This is a genomic window from Thiohalomonas denitrificans, assembly GCF_016841685.1.
Lineage (GTDB): Bacteria > Pseudomonadota > Gammaproteobacteria > Thiohalomonadales > Thiohalomonadaceae > Thiohalomonas > Thiohalomonas denitrificans_A.
This window is the reverse complement of sequence record NZ_JAENYR010000041.1, coordinates 14,804-32,343: the sequence shown is the minus strand read 5'-3', so window position 1 is coordinate 32,343 and position 17,540 is coordinate 14,804. Positions and strand designations below refer to the sequence as shown.

Annotated in this window: 15 protein-coding genes; 10 read left to right on the top strand and 5 right to left on the bottom strand. The window is 54.5% G+C overall.

Translation table 11 applies throughout. The features are described 5' to 3' along the window. Positions 1-139 precede the first annotated feature (139 nt). The 3 genes from Q7L05_RS10300 to Q7L05_RS10290 all read right to left on the bottom strand — a co-directional run bounded on the left by Q7L05_RS10300 (position 140) and on the right by Q7L05_RS10290 (position 2,527). Positions 140-1,501 (bottom strand): right-handed parallel beta-helix repeat-containing protein, encoded by a 1,362-nt coding sequence (locus Q7L05_RS10300; protein ID WP_303905789.1) that lies wholly within the window; start codon positions 1,499-1,501, stop codon positions 140-142. A gap of 11 nt (positions 1,502-1,512) precedes the next feature. Further along, positions 1,513-1,908 carry a fibronectin type III domain-containing protein gene (locus Q7L05_RS10295; RefSeq protein WP_303905786.1) on the bottom strand — a complete coding sequence of 132 codons (396 nt, stop codon included), beginning with the start codon at positions 1,906-1,908 and terminating at the stop codon, positions 1,513-1,515. Between the two features lie 154 nt (positions 1,909-2,062). After that, the gene (locus Q7L05_RS10290; RefSeq protein WP_303905783.1) at positions 2,063-2,527 is read right to left on the bottom strand and encodes an arsenate reductase/protein-tyrosine-phosphatase family protein; all 465 of its coding nucleotides are present in this window, start codon (positions 2,525-2,527) and stop codon (positions 2,063-2,065) included. Positions 2,528-2,720: 193 nt separating this feature from the next. Here Q7L05_RS10290 and Q7L05_RS10285 point away from each other — a divergent pair, with 193 nt between their 5' ends. Next, a complete protein-coding gene (locus tag Q7L05_RS10285; RefSeq protein ID WP_303905780.1) occupies positions 2,721-3,848 on the top strand; it encodes a glycosyltransferase in 1,128 nt (375 codons plus the stop codon). 212 nt (positions 3,849-4,060) lie between these two features. After that, a complete protein-coding gene (locus Q7L05_RS10280) occupies positions 4,061-5,083 on the top strand; it encodes a carboxylate--amine ligase (RefSeq protein ID WP_303905776.1) in 1,023 nt (340 codons plus the stop codon). Between the two features lie 23 nt (positions 5,084-5,106). Here the strand turns inward: Q7L05_RS10280 and Q7L05_RS10275 are convergent, their stop codons facing one another. Beyond that, positions 5,107-6,261 carry a glycosyltransferase family 4 protein gene (locus Q7L05_RS10275; RefSeq protein ID WP_303905774.1) on the bottom strand — a complete coding sequence of 385 codons (1,155 nt, stop codon included), beginning with the start codon at positions 6,259-6,261 and terminating at the stop codon, positions 5,107-5,109. Positions 6,262-6,689: 428 nt separating this feature from the next. Beyond that, positions 6,690-7,562: a polysaccharide deacetylase family protein gene (locus tag Q7L05_RS10270; protein ID WP_303905771.1), complete on the bottom strand. Its 873-nt coding sequence runs from the start codon at positions 7,560-7,562 to the stop codon at positions 6,690-6,692. 548 nt (positions 7,563-8,110) lie between these two features. Here Q7L05_RS10270 and Q7L05_RS10265 point away from each other — a divergent pair. From Q7L05_RS10265 to nadE, 8 genes are all read left to right on the top strand, one after another. Next, positions 8,111-9,661 (top strand): XrtA system polysaccharide chain length determinant, encoded by a 1,551-nt coding sequence (locus Q7L05_RS10265; RefSeq protein WP_303905768.1) that lies wholly within the window; start codon positions 8,111-8,113, stop codon positions 9,659-9,661. Between the two features lie 67 nt (positions 9,662-9,728). Beyond that, complete coding sequence (locus tag Q7L05_RS10260) at positions 9,729-10,721, top strand: XrtA system polysaccharide deacetylase (protein ID WP_303905765.1); 993 nt, start codon at positions 9,729-9,731, stop codon at positions 10,719-10,721. Continuing rightward, entirely contained in the window at positions 10,615-11,718 is a 1,104-nt protein-coding gene (locus tag Q7L05_RS10255) for a FemAB family XrtA/PEP-CTERM system-associated protein (protein WP_317623116.1), read from the top strand. The genes Q7L05_RS10260 and Q7L05_RS10255 overlap by 107 nt, the downstream gene beginning before the upstream one ends. Positions 11,719-11,797: 79 nt before the next feature. After that, positions 11,798-12,700, top strand: coding sequence for a glycosyltransferase family A protein (locus tag Q7L05_RS10250; RefSeq protein ID WP_303905762.1), 903 nt, complete (start codon positions 11,798-11,800; stop codon positions 12,698-12,700). Positions 12,701-12,713: 13 nt separating this feature from the next. Further along, positions 12,714-14,693 carry an asparagine synthase (glutamine-hydrolyzing) gene (gene asnB, locus Q7L05_RS10245; protein WP_303905759.1) on the top strand — a complete coding sequence of 660 codons (1,980 nt, stop codon included), beginning with the start codon at positions 12,714-12,716 and terminating at the stop codon, positions 14,691-14,693. Further along, the gene (locus Q7L05_RS10240) at positions 14,677-14,937 is read left to right on the top strand and encodes an acyl carrier protein (RefSeq protein ID WP_303905756.1); all 261 of its coding nucleotides are present in this window, start codon (positions 14,677-14,679) and stop codon (positions 14,935-14,937) included. Before asnB ends, Q7L05_RS10240 begins: the two co-directional genes overlap by 17 nt. Next, complete coding sequence (locus tag Q7L05_RS10235; RefSeq protein ID WP_303905753.1) at positions 14,930-16,531, top strand: class I adenylate-forming enzyme family protein; 1,602 nt, start codon at positions 14,930-14,932, stop codon at positions 16,529-16,531. Before Q7L05_RS10240 ends, Q7L05_RS10235 begins: the two co-directional genes overlap by 8 nt. Before the next feature lie 2 nt (positions 16,532-16,533). Continuing rightward, positions 16,534-17,520 (top strand): NAD(+) synthase, encoded by a 987-nt coding sequence (gene nadE, locus Q7L05_RS10230; RefSeq protein ID WP_303905750.1) that lies wholly within the window; start codon positions 16,534-16,536, stop codon positions 17,518-17,520. Positions 17,521-17,540 lie beyond the last annotated feature (20 nt).

Genomic DNA, 17,540 nt, shown 5'->3' with positions numbered 1-17,540 from the left:
TGATTCGGGTCTGCGCAGCAGGGGGTACGGCTCGCAATGACGGCTAAAGGTTCGTCACTGATTCGGGGCTGCGAAGCGGCGGTGCTCGCAAAAAAGAGACAGCCGTAAGCGGCTGCCTCTCCGTGATAACGCACCCGTATTACTGAGCGATGACATTGGTGGGAGGCTGCGGCCGGATGCTTCCCGCACCGTTGGGATAGGCTCCGATATCATCACCGTAACGGCCGGCACCTTTGGCAATGGAGATGTCAAGAAGCTGATAGTCGCTTGCGGATGGATCGACACAACCCGAGCTGCCGACGAGGCTATTGGCTCCGGGGTTCCCGGAAACCCATGACGTGTCCGCCGCATCCTGCCACGTCTCCAGTGAGCCGTAACTTTGCTCGTTGCCATAACGTTCCAGGATGTTCGACAGAGAGCTGTCGTAGAGGTTGTGGTCACTATAATCGATATGATTGTCCCATCCTCCCGAGTGATAAGTGGTCACAATCTGTTGCTCGTTGCCGAGGAATATGTTGTCCCATATCTCCACACCCCGGTGACCTGCCAGCGAAATGGCCGTTTTGGTATTGAAGATGTTATTGTGAATCAGAAGGCCATCATTTACGGTCGAGGTTTCCCAGACTGTGGATTTTACGCCGGTCGGAACATTGTCAAAGATGTTCTCATAAACTTCCTGATCTTTATGTCCCGGGTTGCTGCCGCCGGCAACCGAATAGATGACGCCTGAGTCATAGATGTTCCGGAACGTGTTGTTATGGATTGTGACGCCCTTTTGTCCGGAGGAGCGTTTGTGATAGACGCCCCGATAGACATCAGAGAATTCGTTGTTTGAAATCGTGGTGTGGTGCATGTCGAAGCTATGCAGGCCTGCGACGTTCTGGTTATACGCCGTTCCGCCGACATAGATGTTATGTATCCGATTGCTGTCAGCCGTGCAGTAGCCGCACCCGTCGAATTTGATACCTCCGACATTTCCTCCGGAGCTTCCGTCTATGTGGTGAATGTGATTATTTTTAACCACGATGGCTTCGGCGGAATCCGCTGTGTAGACACCCCCTGAACGTGCGTTTTTGATTTCAAAGCCGTCGATGACGAGATGGTTTCGCTTGAGGATATAGAATCCTGCCCCCTGTTGTTGCTGGTCAATGACCACGTGGTGGCCCGGGTAAGCCTTGAAGATGATGGGAGCATCAGCGGTTCCAGAGTTTTGCGGCTTTAAACCACTGGCCGAGGTGTTTGGATACCCAGAATAAAGTTCCGTGTAGGTTCCGGCTTTGACGAGTACGGTTTCACCGGCAGTCAGGGTTGATGCCGCTTTTTGAATAGTTTTCCAGGGTCGTGATTCGCTACCGTCATTGCTGTCCGAGGCCGAAGAATTGCCGGCATCGACATAGAAGATGTCTCCTGGTGCCGAAAGAGCAACGTGTGGCGCTGCCATCAGAAGCAAAAATGTAACTAGAGAGACTCTAAAGAGTCTGGGAAAAGGGGCGTATTTCATGTCGGACCTTATCAATCAATGAGTGTCGTAACCATTTCGGAATAGGCGCTTTCGATCCCCTCAGAGTTTATCGACGTAACCACAAAGAAATACTCGATCCCGCGTGCGAGGTTTTCGATGGTGTAGGCGGTAAGCCCGGAGTTCGTAACCTCTATTGCGTAAGGATAGTCACCGGCGGATTCACCATAGTGAATACGATAGCCATCCAGGTCAGTGAGGGTGGAACCATCGGTGTTTTCCAGTGGAGGGGTCCAGGCGAGAGTAGCGACCCCTTCGCCGGTGGGAATATGTGGTGTGTCGGGGTTGGTCGTGGTCGTACCGTCGACACCACCACCACCGCACCCGGCAAGTAGCAGGGATCCGGTCAAGACGACTCCCGGAATCAGGCTGGGTTTTTCAAGGCGCATTTCAGGCCTCCGCTTTATTTCGGAGGGCAGACTTTATCAACGCGTCAGGGAGCGGTACGTCGGTTCGAGTCACACCGGGCCTGTGAACGGCGTAGCGTTAGCAAACGCCAATCAGGCAGAGGGTGTCGGAGTTCACAGCCCGGCGATGCAATCTTCAGCGTTCGGCCTCGATGAGATTTTTCGCTATGCAGTCTACAGCGGAATCGATGGTTGAAAAGCAGGCCTGAAAATAGCGGCTACCGTGTCCATACGGATCATGAATGTACGGTCGTCTGGGGGAGGCCCATAGTCCCAGCAGAGTAATCTGGGCATTCGGGTACTGCTTCTCCAGTTGCAAGCATTGTTGCGGTTCCATGGCCGCTAACAGGTCGGTTTCGGTAAGGCGTAGCTGATGAGGCGCTTTGGGCGTGTGTGCACTTAAATCCAGCTGGCGTGCTGTTGCGTTTTGGATGGCATCCGCGTCTGCGTGTAAGGCATCGGCTTCCAGACCAAATGAATCGGTGTAGAGGCCCAGTTGGCGGGCTCGGGCATGGGCGTAGGCACTTCGGCAGATGTTGCCCTTGCAAACGAAGACCACGCGCCGAACGGTGTGGAAATCCACCTGTGTGAAGTGACTCAATTGCCCACTACGGAGAGCCATCAAGGCCCAGGCATGTCTCAGCCATGCCCGCTTTCCGCCAAATTCGTCTTTGAGTGTCTGCTCTAGAGCGCTGGGGAACATAAGCTATGGACATGCTATGACTGTAAGGATAAATCCAGGTGAGTATTCCTGTTCACGGAAGATTAGCGCAAGGAGGATGATTCCGCAGCTTATGACGCGCCTTGTATTACACCTTATAGAAACCTCAGGTCCGGGTGGGGCCGAACGCATGCTTATCAGCATGGTTGAAGGATTGAAGCATCGTGGCATCCAATCCTGCACGATTCTGATTAAAGATGGCTGGCTTCGAGAAGCGCTTGAAGCGGTCGGAAGCCAGGTCAAGCTTCTGCCTCTCAAGCGAACGATCGATTCAGGATGGCTTCGAAAAGCGGCGCAGCTGGTTGAAGATCAAGAAGCGGATGTCATCCATTCCCATGAATTCGCCATGAACGTCTATGGAACCCTGCTCGGCCGACTGACCGGGCGAAGGTGTATTGCAACCATCCATGGCAAAAATTATTACGGTGACAGGATGCGGCGACGGTTTGCATATCGTTATGTTGCCCGCTTTTCGCGCATGGTCGCGGTCTCGGAGGATATACGTCAGTACCTGAACGAAGGGATTGGCATTCCGGAAAACCGGGTGCAGGTTATTGCAAACGGCATTCACACGAGTCGTTTTCAGTTTGATAGTAAACTGAGAGAGCGCACCCGCCGGGAACTACGTTACGGGAAGTATCCAGTGCTAGGTGCTATCGGGAATCTGTACCCCGTAAAAGGGCACCAGGTTCTTTTGCGAGCAGCCGTGTCGATTCTCGAGGAGAGGCCCGACGTGAAGATTTTTATTGCGGGTCGGGGGAGTGAGGAAGAAATACTCAAGAGACAGGCCAAAGAGCTGGGAATAGGACATGCGATATCTTTCCTCGGCTTTAGAGAGGATGTTCATTCACTACTCTGCGCCATGGATGTGTTTGTCCTGCCTTCGATATCCGAAGGCCATCCCTTGTCGCTACTGGAAGCTATGGCGTGTGAACGTCCGGTTATCGCTTCAAACGTCGGCGGCCTACCTGAGGTGATAGAGGATGGCAGGGAGGGCTATCTTTTTCGAGTTGCTGATCACCAGGAACTGAGCATGAAAGTCATTGGCGCGTTAGACGAAGTAGAAGCGACGAAGGCCGTCGCGGAAAGGGGGCGTCGGCGCGTCATAGAAGCGTACAGCCTCGATGCCATGCTCGGAGCCTATATGGATTTGTATCGGGCCAGGGAACGCGGCATGGCCGCGGTCAGGGAGAATTCGTGATGCAAGGCCAACCATCGGCGCTGGTTTTGGACGGTAATGAGAGGAGTGCACTCGCCACGGTCCGCGCATTAGGCAAACGGGGTTTTCGGGTGGTAGTCGGTACGTCAAGACGCCAGTGTATAGCGGGTGTGTCCCGATACTGTAATGCGACGTTCAGGTATCCGTCACCGGATGACAATCCCGAAGGCTTTATTCGGTCGGTAGCCCATGCCTTGAGCCTGAATCCCGTGGACTATGTTCTGCCGATGACCGACTCCACCGTGCCGTTAGTACTTGGTGCAGGAAAGGTGTTGGGGAATACGGTCCCGTTTGGCCCGGAGGCGGCATTCAGTACCTTAAGCCATAAGGGAGAGGTGCTTCGTTTGGCCCGGGACGCGGGTGTTTCGGTGCCGCAGAGCCGCGAAATGGAACCGGCAGTCGGTATAGAGGAAGTGAACGATGCAGTCAGTGCGGTGGGAGGGTTTCCCGTAGTGTTAAAGCCGTGTTGCTCCCGCATCTGGTCAGGCAAGCGGTTTTTGTCCGGAAAGGTCAAGGTCGTGGCTTCCAGGGAGGAACTGGAGGCGGTTTTGGGTTCGGACCCGGTGTTCCGATATGGGTCGTTTCTGGTTCAGGATGTGATTCAGGGGTACGGCGCAGGGCTATTTGTGCTCTTCGATGGAGGTACTGGAACCGCCTGGTTTTCCCATCGGCGGATTCGGGAGCGGCCCCCGGCGGGTGGTGTTAGCACGCTTTCGGAGAGTACGTCGCTCAACGAACCCCTGCAAAAGGCGGCCGAAAAGATTCTAAAGCAAACCGGATGGCAGGGTCCGGCAATGATTGAATTCAAGATCGCGCCGGATGGTGTTCCCTATTTGATGGAAATCAATGCCCGATTTTGGGGTTCGTTGCAATTGGCAATCGATTCAGGAATCGACTTTCCCTATTTGAGCTGCAATATGGGACGGAGGAGGGATGACGATGTATCGGCACAGGGCCGCTATAAGGTTGGTGTCCGCAATCGCTGGTTTCTCGGGGATCTTGATCACTTGTACCTGACGTTTCGCGGTAACCGGAAACTGGTTCAAAAATTCAGGACGTTGGCTTCCTTCGTCCTGGCGGTCAGTGACAGGAGTAGTCGCAATGAGGTTTTCCGCCTGGAGGATATCAAGCCGGGCATAATCGAGCTTTTGCAATATTTTCGACGAAACGAAACAACTGAACTTTCAGCGCTTCATCAAAGCCTGGAACATCATTAGTACAGCACCAGCCAACTTTCGATTCAGTATTCCGTCGATACAGTGGCTTCCGACCTAAATGGCTGCCCGAGGACATCACAATAAAAATCGCGAAGCTGTCGGTAATAGTTGTCTGCGCCAAAATTCACAGCCCGTTTTTGCGCAGCTTCCCCAAGACGCTGCCGGAGGGCTGAATTCCGCATCAGAAGTTCCAGACATTCTGCTAATGCATCTGTATTCTCCGGCTCGAACAGCAAACCATCGATACCAGATTCGATGATCTGCGGGATACCACCGATTCTTGGACCGATTCGGGGTTTGCCTGCGGTCATCGCTTCGATCAGAAAGCGGCCCATGCCTTCAGTTCTGGAAGCGAGTACGCAAATTCCGGCGCCGCCAATATGGATCGGCATATCACGATGGTGGACTGCCTGGTGAAACTCGATTTGTGGATGGCCGGCGATATGCCGGTTTAGCAGGTCACGATTAGGGTACCAGCCAAGGATTTTCAGGCGCCAATCCGGATGCAGGCTTGATATCTTTCTGAAGGCACCAATAAGGATGTCCACGCCTTTCACATAAAAAGGAAATCCCGCCAAGAGAACGACTTTCTCTTCGGCTCCTTTGGAAAATCCTTGAAGGTTGATGTGATTGTGAAAGCAGGCGAGTTTCTGCCCTTTTCGAAGACTCTCCCGGAAGGGAGCCAGCTGGCCGGGGTAAAGCGTCTTGATGCCTGAGCAGCGGAGCAGAACAAAGCGAATAATCAGGCCGTACAAAGTTTTTTTGATGACCGCCTTACGGCCTGTAACCTCATCGACATAATGAATATCCTCGGCATAGTCGCCGTTGACTTCGGTGATCATTTTCGCCTTCAGAATGCGGGCGGCGACGATTCCTAAAATTCCGGTTTTTATCGGGTCGTAGGAGACGACCAGATCAAAGTTTCGACCTGCGATACGGTGTTTTAGAGCAGTCCCCATTACAAAGAGTGCAAAGCGAAGATTGATAGCTCGGTTGCGATGGATAGTCCGCAAGCGAAATGAACCATAGACCCTCGATTCATCGTCGTTACCCGATGTGAGTACCTCGCCCTCGAAATCCCGGGAAAGCAGCGCGAGACGTTCGCCGAACTGGCGATCAAGGTCATATTTCGGGCCAGGAAAAAGAAGAAGAAGAGACTGTTTTGAACTCGATGGCATCTTGATACTCCTTATCCAGTGGTCCATGTGGAAAATAGTGCAACACTCAGACGGTCTCACAAGCGCTATCGGCAGGCGAGGAGCGCACAGGACTGATCGCGTGAACAATTCAGCCGATTGCAACGCATTGGAGCCTTGTGAGCCGGCCCGAAGGGAGCTCCGCTAATGGGCCAATCCCGCGTTGCGCTGTCTGGAAAGGGCGCGCCATTCCCTGCGCAGCGCGCCTGGTTTTGGCCCATTAGTGGGGGGCTCTGAGAGCCACACTATTTTTTTCCGCATGGACCACTAGCAGCCTGTCCGAGAATAGGCTGACCTACTGCGGCGAAGCCTGATTGGCCAGATTTTCCGCTCATTTTCGTTAAATAGACCACTATTCGCCTCAAAGACCGAAGGATCTGACTCAATCCGTCTTGTCCTCGTGACGGTCGTTATTCTCGGACAGACTCCTGGCGATTCAAGCAGGAGAGGTGAAACCGAAAGAGGGCGGTCGAAGTCCCCATACCCTGGTGTATTCCGATGCGTGCAATGCGAAACGGATCCGTGTTCCGGGTATTGCAGCCGCGGACGGTGGTGCAGGCCCCCGAATAGTGCCTTCGGACGACAGCCTCCGCATCATCGGAGCGATTCCCGTTTGGGTAGCAGAACAGAACCGGTTTAACCCCTGTCTCCTTGACGATCTGATTGCTGGAGCCCACAACCTCATGTTCAAGAGAAGAGTGCGAAAGCGTAGCATCAAGGCGTTGATGCGTCCGTGTGTGGGAACCCAGTTCGACAAGCCCCGATGTTGTCATGTTTCTGGTTTCGTCCCATGTCAACAGTGCCCGCGTTTGCGGCCGGCCGATGCCGGCAGTGCGCTCTGCCAATTCAATGCGCCGGCGTAACTCGGTATCGCCGTGTGACTTGGCTGCAGAAATCATGCAGTGAATATCAGTTCGGGACAACCGCCCCGAGTCGGCATCCGGCGGTAGCAGCTTCTCGATCCAGGTAAAAGCCGGGTGGCGGCGCATGTCGGGCCACCCCTTTGCTATCACTCTGGCCAGGCGTTCCGGCCAGAACCAGTCGTTGGTGCTGATATAGTCGGTTGCCAGAAACAGGGTTGCCGGAACCTGGTACCTCGCAAGCAGCGGATACGCATGCTGATAGTTGTCAGCCCACCCGTCATCGAATGTGACGGCAATCGCACTTTTCGGTAGTGGAGCGCCAGATTGTGCCTGCGTCATCCAATCGGAAAGGTGTACCAGTTCATGGTGTTTCCTGAGTGCTTCAAGCTGACTTTTGAAAGCGGCCGTGGAGATAGCCATGCCGGGCTGCACGGTTGGTTTTGCGATCTCATCAAAGGGCAATACGCGGTGATACATCAGCACAATCAGTCGGGGCGCTCCAAATGAGCGTCGATCCAATCCTGTTGCGGCAATGAAGGAGCCGACTGAAGTTTTGATGATTCGTTTTAGCATCGGATTTCGAAACCCGTGGACGAGTCGTAACAGCCAAGCTGCACGCGAGCAAGACAATTGGCTGTCGAAAAATTACCGCTCGTCCATATGGCTGGCGCCCCTTCACGGATCGAATTTCGCACAACACAATACTTAGAAACTCACGTTCCCGGATTGCTACTTTCCATACTATAGAACCAAACACGCCCCGCAGCGATGCGCCGGATAGCGGCCGTCCGAGCGGTTTGCATGGAATATAAAACAGAGCTATACGTGATGGTGTATTCGGCAGTAAGTCACGCTTGCCGACCGGCTTGGAGAAAGCAGTTCCATGGCGACTTCACTCGCTGTGGCGGCAGTCAATAGCCGAACAGGATAGAGATTACTCCGGGTTTTCATCACCAAGGGATAAGTTCGTGAACGAAATCTTTCAGCAGATCGTCGTATACGCGCGGGAAGCCCTGAGATATCGGTGGCAGGCCCTGGCAATTGCCTGGCTTGTAGCGGTGGGAGGCTGGCTTTTCGTTGGCACGATGCCCAACCAGTACTCGGCACAGGCAAAGGTGTATATCGATACCGATAGTATTTTGAAACCTCTGCTTCAGGGCATATCGGTCGACACCGAGGATGCCGGGGATCGGCTCGGCGCGATGACCCGGATCCTGTTGAGCCGACCCAACCTGGAAGCTGTGGCCCAAAAGGTGGGTATCGTAGAGACAGCTGAAACCCCCGAAGAGCATGAAAGGGCGCTCATCGGACTTGCGCGATCCATCGAAATAGAAGCCAGCAACAGTGCTGATAATCCGCGAGCCGCTCCGGATATCTACACGATCAATAGCAGTCATGGCGATCCGGAGACGGCGAAAAAGATCGTCCTGGCTCTCTTGGAAACCTTTATGGCGAAAACCAGGCAAGATTCTTTGCACAACTCCAAAGTGGCGGAGGAGTTTCTGACTGAACAGATCAGCGCTTACGAAGAGAAACTCCTAGCATCGGAAAAGCGGGTTGAAGAATTCAAGGAGAAGTACGCGGATGTTTTGCCCGAGCAGGGAGGCTCCTATTTTCAACGCCTGCAGCAATCCCGTGGGGCTCTCTCGGAAGCTGAATTGGATTTACGGCAAGCGAAACGCCGCCGCGATGAGTTGCACTCGCAGTTGGAAAAAGCCAGGGAAATGCGTGTCATTCTCGGTCCGGATGGTCAGCCGGTGCGATCGCCCCTGGAAGAGCGGATCCTGACGCTGGAAAGTCGTCTTGATGAACTTTCTCTGAGGTATACCGAATTTCATCCCGACTACAGGGAGACGAAGGCGACGCTGCAGGATCTACGTCGTCAGCGGGCGACGCTCGGTAACGAAGACACGGGGGCCAATCCATTGGTTCAGCAGCTTCAGTTGACCCTAGGGGAAACCAAGGCCGATATCGCTTCGCTCCAGGTAAAACGGGATGAGTACGCGGAGCGAGTTGAGACACTTCGCAGGCAGACCAAGACCCTGCCGCAAGTAGAAGCGAAGCTACAGCGCCTCACTCGTGACTACAACGTACACAAGGAGCGGTATAACTCCCTCTTGGAGAGAATGGCAGCAGCCAGAATATCCGAGGATGTGGATAAAGCGGGTGAAAAGGTAAAGTTCAGCATTATCGATCCACCGAGGGAGCCGGTTTTCCCGGCGGCACCCAATCGACCGATACTGAATAGCCTGGTCCTTATGGTCTCTCTCGGCATGGGAGTCGGGTTGGCAGCGGTTCTGTCCCAGGTTCGACCGGCGGTCTATACGCGCAGTATGCTTGAAGAGATTGGGGGGATGGAGGTCATCGGTAGTGTAGCCCTGATATCGAGTCCGGAGCATAAAAAACAGCAACTGCGGGAGCGCTGGCTAATCGGGCTTGTCGTCGTGGCTCTCGTTCTGGTGTTTGGCGGCATTACAGTGGCGCAATTGGGCATGATAGTGCCCCCGGCAAGCGGTTAAGAGGTGGGATATTCGATAGCGGTTCGACTTTCACGTAAACCGGGAAATGAGTCACAGGGAGAGGGCAGTGGTCAAGGAACGGCCGATAAACGCGATGAGCGTGGATGTTGAAGATTATTTCCACGTCTCTGCTTTTCGTCACTCCGTTGTCCGCCAAGACTGGGATAAGTTTCCCGCCAGAGTGGAGAGAAACACCGATAGGTTAATAAGGATATTCGACCGGAGTTCGGTAAAGGCGACTTTCTTCGTCCTCGGGTGGGTGGCAGAAAAATACCCGAATCTGGTCAGGCGCATCGCCGATAATGGCCACGAAGTGGCATGTCACGGGTACAGTCACGCACTGGTCTATGAGCAAAAGAACACGACCTTCCTTCAGGAAACCATTCGAGCAAAAGCCGTCCTTGAGGAGCAGGCGCAGCAACCGGTGATCGGCTACCGGGCGGCCAGCTGGTCCGTCACTTCCGAATCACTATGGGCGTTGGATATCCTTCATGAGGTTGGCTTTCAATACGATTCAAGTATTTTTCCCGTCCGAAGAGACATCTATGGGATACCCGGTTCCCCCCGGGATATACACCAACGACCCACAAATTCCGGCCCCCTGACCGAATTCCCACCCGCCACGCTCCCCGTGTTCGGACGAAACCTGCCGGTTGGTGGAGGTGGCTATTTCAGGCTTTATCCCTACGCCTTTACCCGGGCGGCCCTACGACGGACCAATCAAATCGGATCGTGTCGTTTCATGTTTTATGTCCATCCATGGGAGATCGATCCGGAGCAGCCGCGGCTTGCGGCCGGAATCAAATCCCGATTTCGCCATTACCTGAATCTGACGCGGTGTGAGCAGCGTTTGTGTCGATTACTCGGTGATTTTCAGTTTGATACGGCCAGAAACGTGCTGGCCGAGCTGGGTTATCTGAGCATTCATGGCAAAACAAGTATGGTTACTTCCTATGATGCAGCTGCACGTGAACAGCAGACGATGGCCAGAACGAACCGTCTCCGGAAAACGCCGGACTCTTTGCAAGCACGCGAAGGACTTCGAGGAGACAGAGGTTAAACAATGGGACGAATTCATATCGTGCCACGAAAGACGGACCATCTATCACCGGTTGGAGTGGGGCCGGTTAATTGAGCGGGTCTTTGGGCACAAAACCCACTATTGGATGCAAATTGATGAATATGGAGAACTAGCGGGTGTACTTCCATTGGTCGAGATCAGAAGCAAGTTGTTTGGTACCTATCAAATCTCGCTTCCCTTCTTTAACTATGGCGGGGCACTGGGAACCGATCCCGATATCGAAAGAGATTTAATGGAACAGGCGTGGGTTCGCGCAAGCCAGCAGGGTGTGGGACACATTGAATTTCGGGATTCAATCTCGCGAGATGCGGATTTGCCATGCAGAAAGGACAAGGTGGCGATGCTCAGAGAATTGCCATCAGACGGTGACCGACTCTGGAGTGAATTGGGGGGGAAAGTGAGGTCACAGGTTCGTCGTCCGATGCGGGAAGGGGCGCAATTTGTTTGTGGAGGTGGGGAACGTATTGATGATTTCTATAGGGTCTTTTCACGTAACATGAGAGATCTGGGAACGCCGGTCTATCCCAAAAGGTTTTTTGCAGAGATTCTGCAGAATTTCGCAGAGAGGGCAGGCATTGGGGTTGTCTACATAGCGCGAAAGCCTGTCGCTGCAGGAATTCTTCTGTTCGATGGCAACACCATGGAAATCCCCTGGGCATCTTCGCTGCGAGAATATAACCGTCTGGGTGTCAATATGCTGCTGTACTGGAACGCCTTATCGGAAGCGATCGAAAAGGGCGCAAAAAGCTTTGATTTTGGTCGATCGACTTATCAGAGCGGGACCTACAGATTCAAACGCCAGTGGGGAGCCAGCGCCAAACAGCTGCATTGGTCCTATGCGCTTCCAGAGGATGGAGAGTTACCTGATTTGACGCCGCAAAACCGCAGATTCAAGTATGCGATCGCCCTGTGGAAGAGGCTTCCACTGAGTGTCGCTAATCGATTAGGTCCCGGAATCGTGAAGAATCTGCCGTGAATTTCCGCAGGACACCGACGGGTGTACGCGACTCGAAAATGGATCTTCGGTATACGATTAGAGGCCAAGGATAAATATCATGGAGCCTACAGTCAGTGTTTTAATCCCTACTCACAACATGGGGAAACACATCGCCACCGCTATCCTATCGGCATTGGAGCAAAGCTATCCGGTATCGGAGATCGTCGTAGTGGATGACGGTTCTACCGACGACACCGAACGGGTCATGGAACAGTTCAAGGACGACGACCGGGTGAGGTATCTTCGGCGAGATCGTATGGGGCAGGGTAAGGCACGCAATCTGACGCTGGAGGTTGCACGTAGCGAATTCGTGGCCTTTCTGGATGCGGATGACCTGTGGACCAGAGATAAGCTGGAACGCCAAATACCGGCCTTCCTTACAGACCACAAGGTCGGCGTGGTCTACAGCGATGTGGTTGTCATGGATGAAAAGGGCAGTGTTCAGTATTTTCCAAAAATCCAACGATATTCTGGTTGCATCACCCAACCATTGTTTTCGGGAAATTTCATACCCATGTCGTCGGCGGTTGCGCGTAGGCGATCTCTGGAGGCAGTGGGCGGATTTTCGGAAAGCCTGAGCATGGGTTTGGATTATGATCTCTGGCTGCGGGTTTCAGCGGTCTGGAAGTTTGTTCATGTGCCGGAACCGCTTTTGTTGTGGAGGAGCTGGGACGGGCAGACCTGTTCGCACAACTTCAAGGGGAGACACGATTCGGATGCCGTCATACGGAGTCGTTTTCTGGAGGAATTTCCCGGAATGGTCAGTAAGAAGCGCATTCGGAAAACAGAGGCGCTGTCATACCTCGGGCGTGGTATCAACTATCTTTCCCTGGAAGGGAACCGGACTGCAGCAGCATTGGATTTCGTGAAGGCCATCAGGTTCGAGCCTTCTTTGATGGGTGCCTGGAAAGGATTGGCGAAGTGTCTTCTACCGCACGGATTTTGCAGCGCGGGGAACTAAACAGGTCACAGGTATGTGTGGAATAGCGGGTATTTTGAACCTTCGGCAAGGAATGCCGGCGGTCGGCAGCCTGGAACTGGGTGCAATGATTGTCCAACTGGCCCATCGTGGACCTGACGGCGCCGACGTGCGTCCGATGGGGCCTGTAGGGCTGGCCCACGCACGGCTTAGCATTATCGACCTGGAGGGCGGGAAACAGCCTCTCGCTAACGAGGACGGCTCTATTTGGGTGGTCTTGAATGGCGAAATCTTTAATTTCCCCGAACTTCGTCAGCAACTCAAATCAGCTGGACACAGCTTTCGAACGGAATCGGACACCGAGGTCATCGTTCACCTCTATGAAGATCATGGCGAAGAGTTCGTGCACCAGCTGAATGGTCAGTTCGCCATCGCTCTGTGGGATAGCGTGAAGGAAAAACTGATCCTGGTTCGGGACCGGGTCGGGATCGCACCGCTGTTCTATTCCCAAGAGGGAGACCGGCTCTTTTTCGCCTCCGAGATCAAGGCGATTCAGCCCGTCCAAAAAAGGATTTCGCGTGCCAACCCGGCGGCACTGGAACAGGTCATGACGTACTGGGCACCGATAAGCCCGAATACGATGTTTGAGGGGATTCATGAGCTGCCTCCGGGGCACACGATGACCATCGAAAATGGAAACAAATCCATTCGCCGCTACTGGGACTGGAGCTATCCCCCCGATGGCATCTATGACCACCGGGATGAAGATGAGTTGGCAGAAGAGTTGCGGTCCCTGCTGGCAGACGCAGTCCGAATCCGTCTTCGGTCCGATGTTCCGGTTGGGGCTTATCTGTCCGGAGGATTGGATTCCTCGGCAATTGCCGCTCTCATCCGCCAAGCAGATAGCGCGCCACTGAAGACCTTTTCGATCGGCTTCGATCAAGAGGGATATGACGAATCTGACTATCAGACAGAGATGGTATCGCACCTCGGAACGCAGCACCGGTCCTTTCGGTGCGGGTTGAGTGATATCGCCGAGTCGTTCTCGGACACCGTTTGGCATGCGGAAAGCCCTCTGCTTCGTACCGCACCGACACCGATGAAATTGTTGTCGGGGCATGTGCGGGGTGAAGGTTACAAGGTCGTACTGACGGGAGAGGGTGCGGATGAAGTTCTGGGTGGCTACGACATCTTCAAGGAAGCCAAAATCCGCCAGTTCTGGGCCCGAAATCCAGACTCGAAATTCCGTCCGGCACTGCTGAAGCGGCTCTATCCTTACTTGAATATCGCCGGCGGGCAGTCCTTGGCTTATCTCAAACAGTTTTTTGGGCGGGGACTGCATGAGCCTGATAGTCCTTGGTTTTCTCACGTCCCCCGCTGGACCACGACCGAGGCCATAAAAGGTTTTTTCTCGGAACGGATGCAGGAACACGCCGTCTCCGGTTATGAATCGGCCCGTTCCCTTTTGCCCGCCGGTTTTGAGCGGTGGCACTGGTTTGAAAAAGCACAGTATCTTGAATCAAAGACTCTGATGGCGGGCTATCTGCTGTGTTCTCAAGGCGATCGCATGCTGATGGCCAACGGAGTCGAAGGACGCTATCCATTTCTGGATCACCGTATTATCGAATTCGCGAACCGGATCCACCCGCGCCTGAAAATGAGGGGCCTTACCGAAAAATACCTCCTCAAAAAGGCGGTGGGCCGGTACCTGCCGAAACGCATCGCGCAGCGGACCAAGCAGCCGTACCGGGCGCCGGAGTCTGCGCCATTCCTCAGTGGTCAAACTCCGGAATTCATTCATGAAATGATGAAACCGGAAAAACTGCGAGATTATGGCTATTTTGATCCGGCACGCGTCGCCATGCTGCAACGCAAGATGGCACGTGGTGGCACGCTAGGCTATAAAGATAACATGGCTTTCGTCGGCATCCTTTCGACGCAGCTATGGCACCAGTTTTTTATCGAAAATGCCGCAATGGCATCGGAGCACCCCAACCTGCAAGGAAGCGGAGAGTACAATGTCCATCGAGCATGATGTTCGCGCCTATATCCTCGATAATTTTCTTTTTACTGACGATGATTCCGTATTGGAAAATCAGGAATCCCTGCTGGAACGCGGGATCATCGATTCTACCGGTGTGATGGAGCTGGTCGCCTTTCTCGAAGAGGAGTTCGGCATCGGGGTTGCCGATGATGAACTCCTTCCCGACAACCTCGACTCTATCAACCAAATTGTCGGCTTTGTCCTTCGAAAACAGCGCATCGCGGCAAATGCCTGAGCGGGGAAGTACGACTCGTATTCAGCGGCTCGTGCATGACGCCCTGGTATTGAGCTCATCACGCGCACCTGACAAAGCGAGTGTGATCGCCGACGGCGTACACCACAGCTACCGGGAGTTGTGGGATTCCGCCCGGCGTCTGGCCGGTGCCCTGCAAACGCACGGTGTCCAGCCTGGTGATCGGGTGCTGCTTTGGCTGGAAAATGGATGGGCGGCGGCGGTATCGATCTATGCAGTGTGGATCGCGGGTGGCGTACTGGCCGTGATCAATCCGCAGACCAGGCCGGACAAGTTCCTGTTTATCGCAAAGGACAGCCAGGCAACTGCGCTCATTGGAGAAGCGAAGCTTGTTGAGCCGCTGAGCGGCGTCCTGGGAACGGTCGACAGCAGCTTGCGTTATACGGCCGTGAGTGGAGAATCCGTTCACTTTGAAAGCATCGAAGCCCTATTTGAAGATGTAGCGGCGCCTTTAATTGAGCCCCGACCGGTGATAGCGACCGATCTGGCGGCGCTAATCTATACCTCCGGCAGTACCGGTGAACCGAAAGGCGTGATGCACAACCATCAGAGCATGGTATTTGCATCGACCAGTATCATCGAATATCTGCGTCTGTCTGAAGACGACCGGGTGCTCTGCGTTTTGCCTTTGGCGTTCGATTATGGCCTGTACCAGCTGCTTATGTCGGTTCAGCTCGGAGCAACCCTGATACTGGAGAAATCGTTTGCGTTTGCCGGGCAAGTGCTGGCGCGACTGGAAAAAGAACGGGCGACGGTGTTTCCCGGCGTACCGACGCTGTTTGCGAGTCTGATTGACGGCTACCGGCGCAACGGCAAGACATTTCCTTTCGTGCAGCGGGTAACCAATACTGCCGCAGCGCTGCCGGAAGGTTTTATCGCCGGGCTGCAAAAGGTGTTTCCGGAATCGCTGGTCTTCAGCATGTACGGTTTGACCGAGTGCAAGCGAGCGACCTGGCTCGATCCGGAGCAGTTGGAAAAACGGCCCGGTTCGGTGGGCAAGGCGATCCCGGGGACGGATGCTTTTGTGCTGCGTGACGATGGCACACGGGCGCCGCCCGGGGAGACCGGAATTCTTCACGTGCGTGGCCCCCACGTGATGCTCGGGTATTGGAGGCGACCCGAGCAGACGGCCCGGATGCTCAGGCCGGGTAATTGGCCGGGGGAACGTATGCTGTGTACCCAGGACCTGTTCTGTTCGGATGAGCACGGCTACCTCTATTTCGTGGGACGGTCGGATGATGTCATCAAAAGCCGTGGTGAAAAGGTCAGTCCGGTAGAGGTGGAGAGAGTGCTTTGCGGGCTCGAAGGTGTCCACCAGGCGGCGGTGCTCGGAATGGATGACCCCATTTTGGGACAGGCGATTTGTGCCTTTGTCGAACCGGATGGAACGAGCGAGATCACTCCCGCGCACCTGAAAGCGGGGTGTAGCGAAAAGCTCGAGCCTTTCATGGTTCCCAGGCATTTTGAGATCATCGAACAGTTGCCTCGGACAGCAAACGGAAAGGTGGATAAGCGACATCTGTCTGCCGAATTTGCGCAGATAACAGGCGAAGGCGCCGCATTGAGGAAGGTGTAACGATGGCAGATACGATGACAGCGAAGTCGAGTCTGAGCTATGGAGTGCTGACCCTGGATCCCTCTTCCGAAGCCGAACGGATCGGTCGCGGAATCCGGGAGCACCTTCGGGCCAGTTTGAAACGGCGGGGAATGGTTCTGGGTCTGTCCGGAGGCGTCGACAGCAGTGTCTGTGCCGCGCTGGCAGTCGAGGCCGTGGGACCGGAGCGGGTGTTCGCGTTGCTGATGCCGGAAGATGACGCCTCGAGTGAAAGCCTCGAAAAGGGCCGGATGCTCGCAGAACAGCTGGGCATCAGCTATGAAATCCGGGATATCACCGCAACTCTGCAGGCCTTGGGGTGTTATCAGACCCGGGATGATGCAATTCGACGGGTCTTTTCCGACTACGACACTGACTGGCGCAACAAAATCGTGATTCGTGGCGGTCAGGACGGGCGGATCAACCACTTCAACCTGGTGGTCGAATCCCCGGACGGGCAGTTACGTGAGCAGCGCCTGAGGATGGAGGAGTATCTGCAGATCGTCGCTGCCACCAACTACAAGCAGCGGGTCCGCAAGATGCTGGAGTACCACTATGCGGATCGCTTCAACTATGCGGTGGTGGGTACGCCTAATCGGCTCGAGTATGACCTGGGCTTTTTTGTGAAAAATGGTGACGGCTCGGCCGATCTCAAGCCTATCGCGCATCTTTATAAAACCCAGGTGTATGCGTTGGCGGAGCACTTCGATATCCCGGAGTCGATCCGAATGGCTCTGCCGAGTACCGACACCTACAGCCTTGCACAGGGCCAGGACGAATTCTATTTCGCACTCCCGTACGGGGAGATGGACCTGGCGCTCTGGGCCTACGACCATGGCCGTGCAGCCCAGGAGCTGGGTCAGGTATTGGATATCGGCACCGACGGGGCGTTACGGGTTTATGCCGATATCGAAAAGAAACGGCGGATGGCCAGTTACCTTCATGCACCACCACTGCTTTGTGCTGACTAGGAGCCTGTCCGAGAATAGCG

Bases quoted from the DNA above. Each gene is read 5' to 3' on its own strand.
- Q7L05_RS10275 (WP_303905774.1), bottom strand. From the start codon at position 6,261: ATGCCATCGAGTTCAAAACAGTCTCTTCTTCTTCTTTTTCCTGGCCCG.
- asnB (WP_303905759.1), top strand. From the start codon at position 12,714: ATGTGTGGAATAGCGGGTATTTTGAACCTTCGGCAAGGAATGCCGGCG.
- Q7L05_RS10235 (WP_303905753.1), top strand. From the start codon at position 14,930: ATGCCTGAGCGGGGAAGTACGACTCGTATTCAGCGGCTCGTGCATGAC.
- Q7L05_RS10285 (WP_303905780.1), top strand. From the start codon at position 2,721: ATGACGCGCCTTGTATTACACCTTATAGAAACCTCAGGTCCGGGTGGG.
- nadE (WP_303905750.1), top strand. From the start codon at position 16,534: ATGGCAGATACGATGACAGCGAAGTCGAGTCTGAGCTATGGAGTGCTG.
- Q7L05_RS10255 (WP_317623116.1), top strand. From the start codon at position 10,615: ATGATGCAGCTGCACGTGAACAGCAGACGATGGCCAGAACGAACCGTC.
- Q7L05_RS10250 (WP_303905762.1), top strand. From the start codon at position 11,798: ATGGAGCCTACAGTCAGTGTTTTAATCCCTACTCACAACATGGGGAAA.
- Q7L05_RS10270 (WP_303905771.1), bottom strand. From the start codon at position 7,562: ATGGCTATCTCCACGGCCGCTTTCAAAAGTCAGCTTGAAGCACTCAGG.
- Q7L05_RS10300 (WP_303905789.1), bottom strand. From the start codon at position 1,501: ATGAAATACGCCCCTTTTCCCAGACTCTTTAGAGTCTCTCTAGTTACA.
- Q7L05_RS10240 (WP_303905756.1), top strand. From the start codon at position 14,677: ATGTCCATCGAGCATGATGTTCGCGCCTATATCCTCGATAATTTTCTT.
- Q7L05_RS10295 (WP_303905786.1), bottom strand. From the start codon at position 1,908: ATGCGCCTTGAAAAACCCAGCCTGATTCCGGGAGTCGTCTTGACCGGA.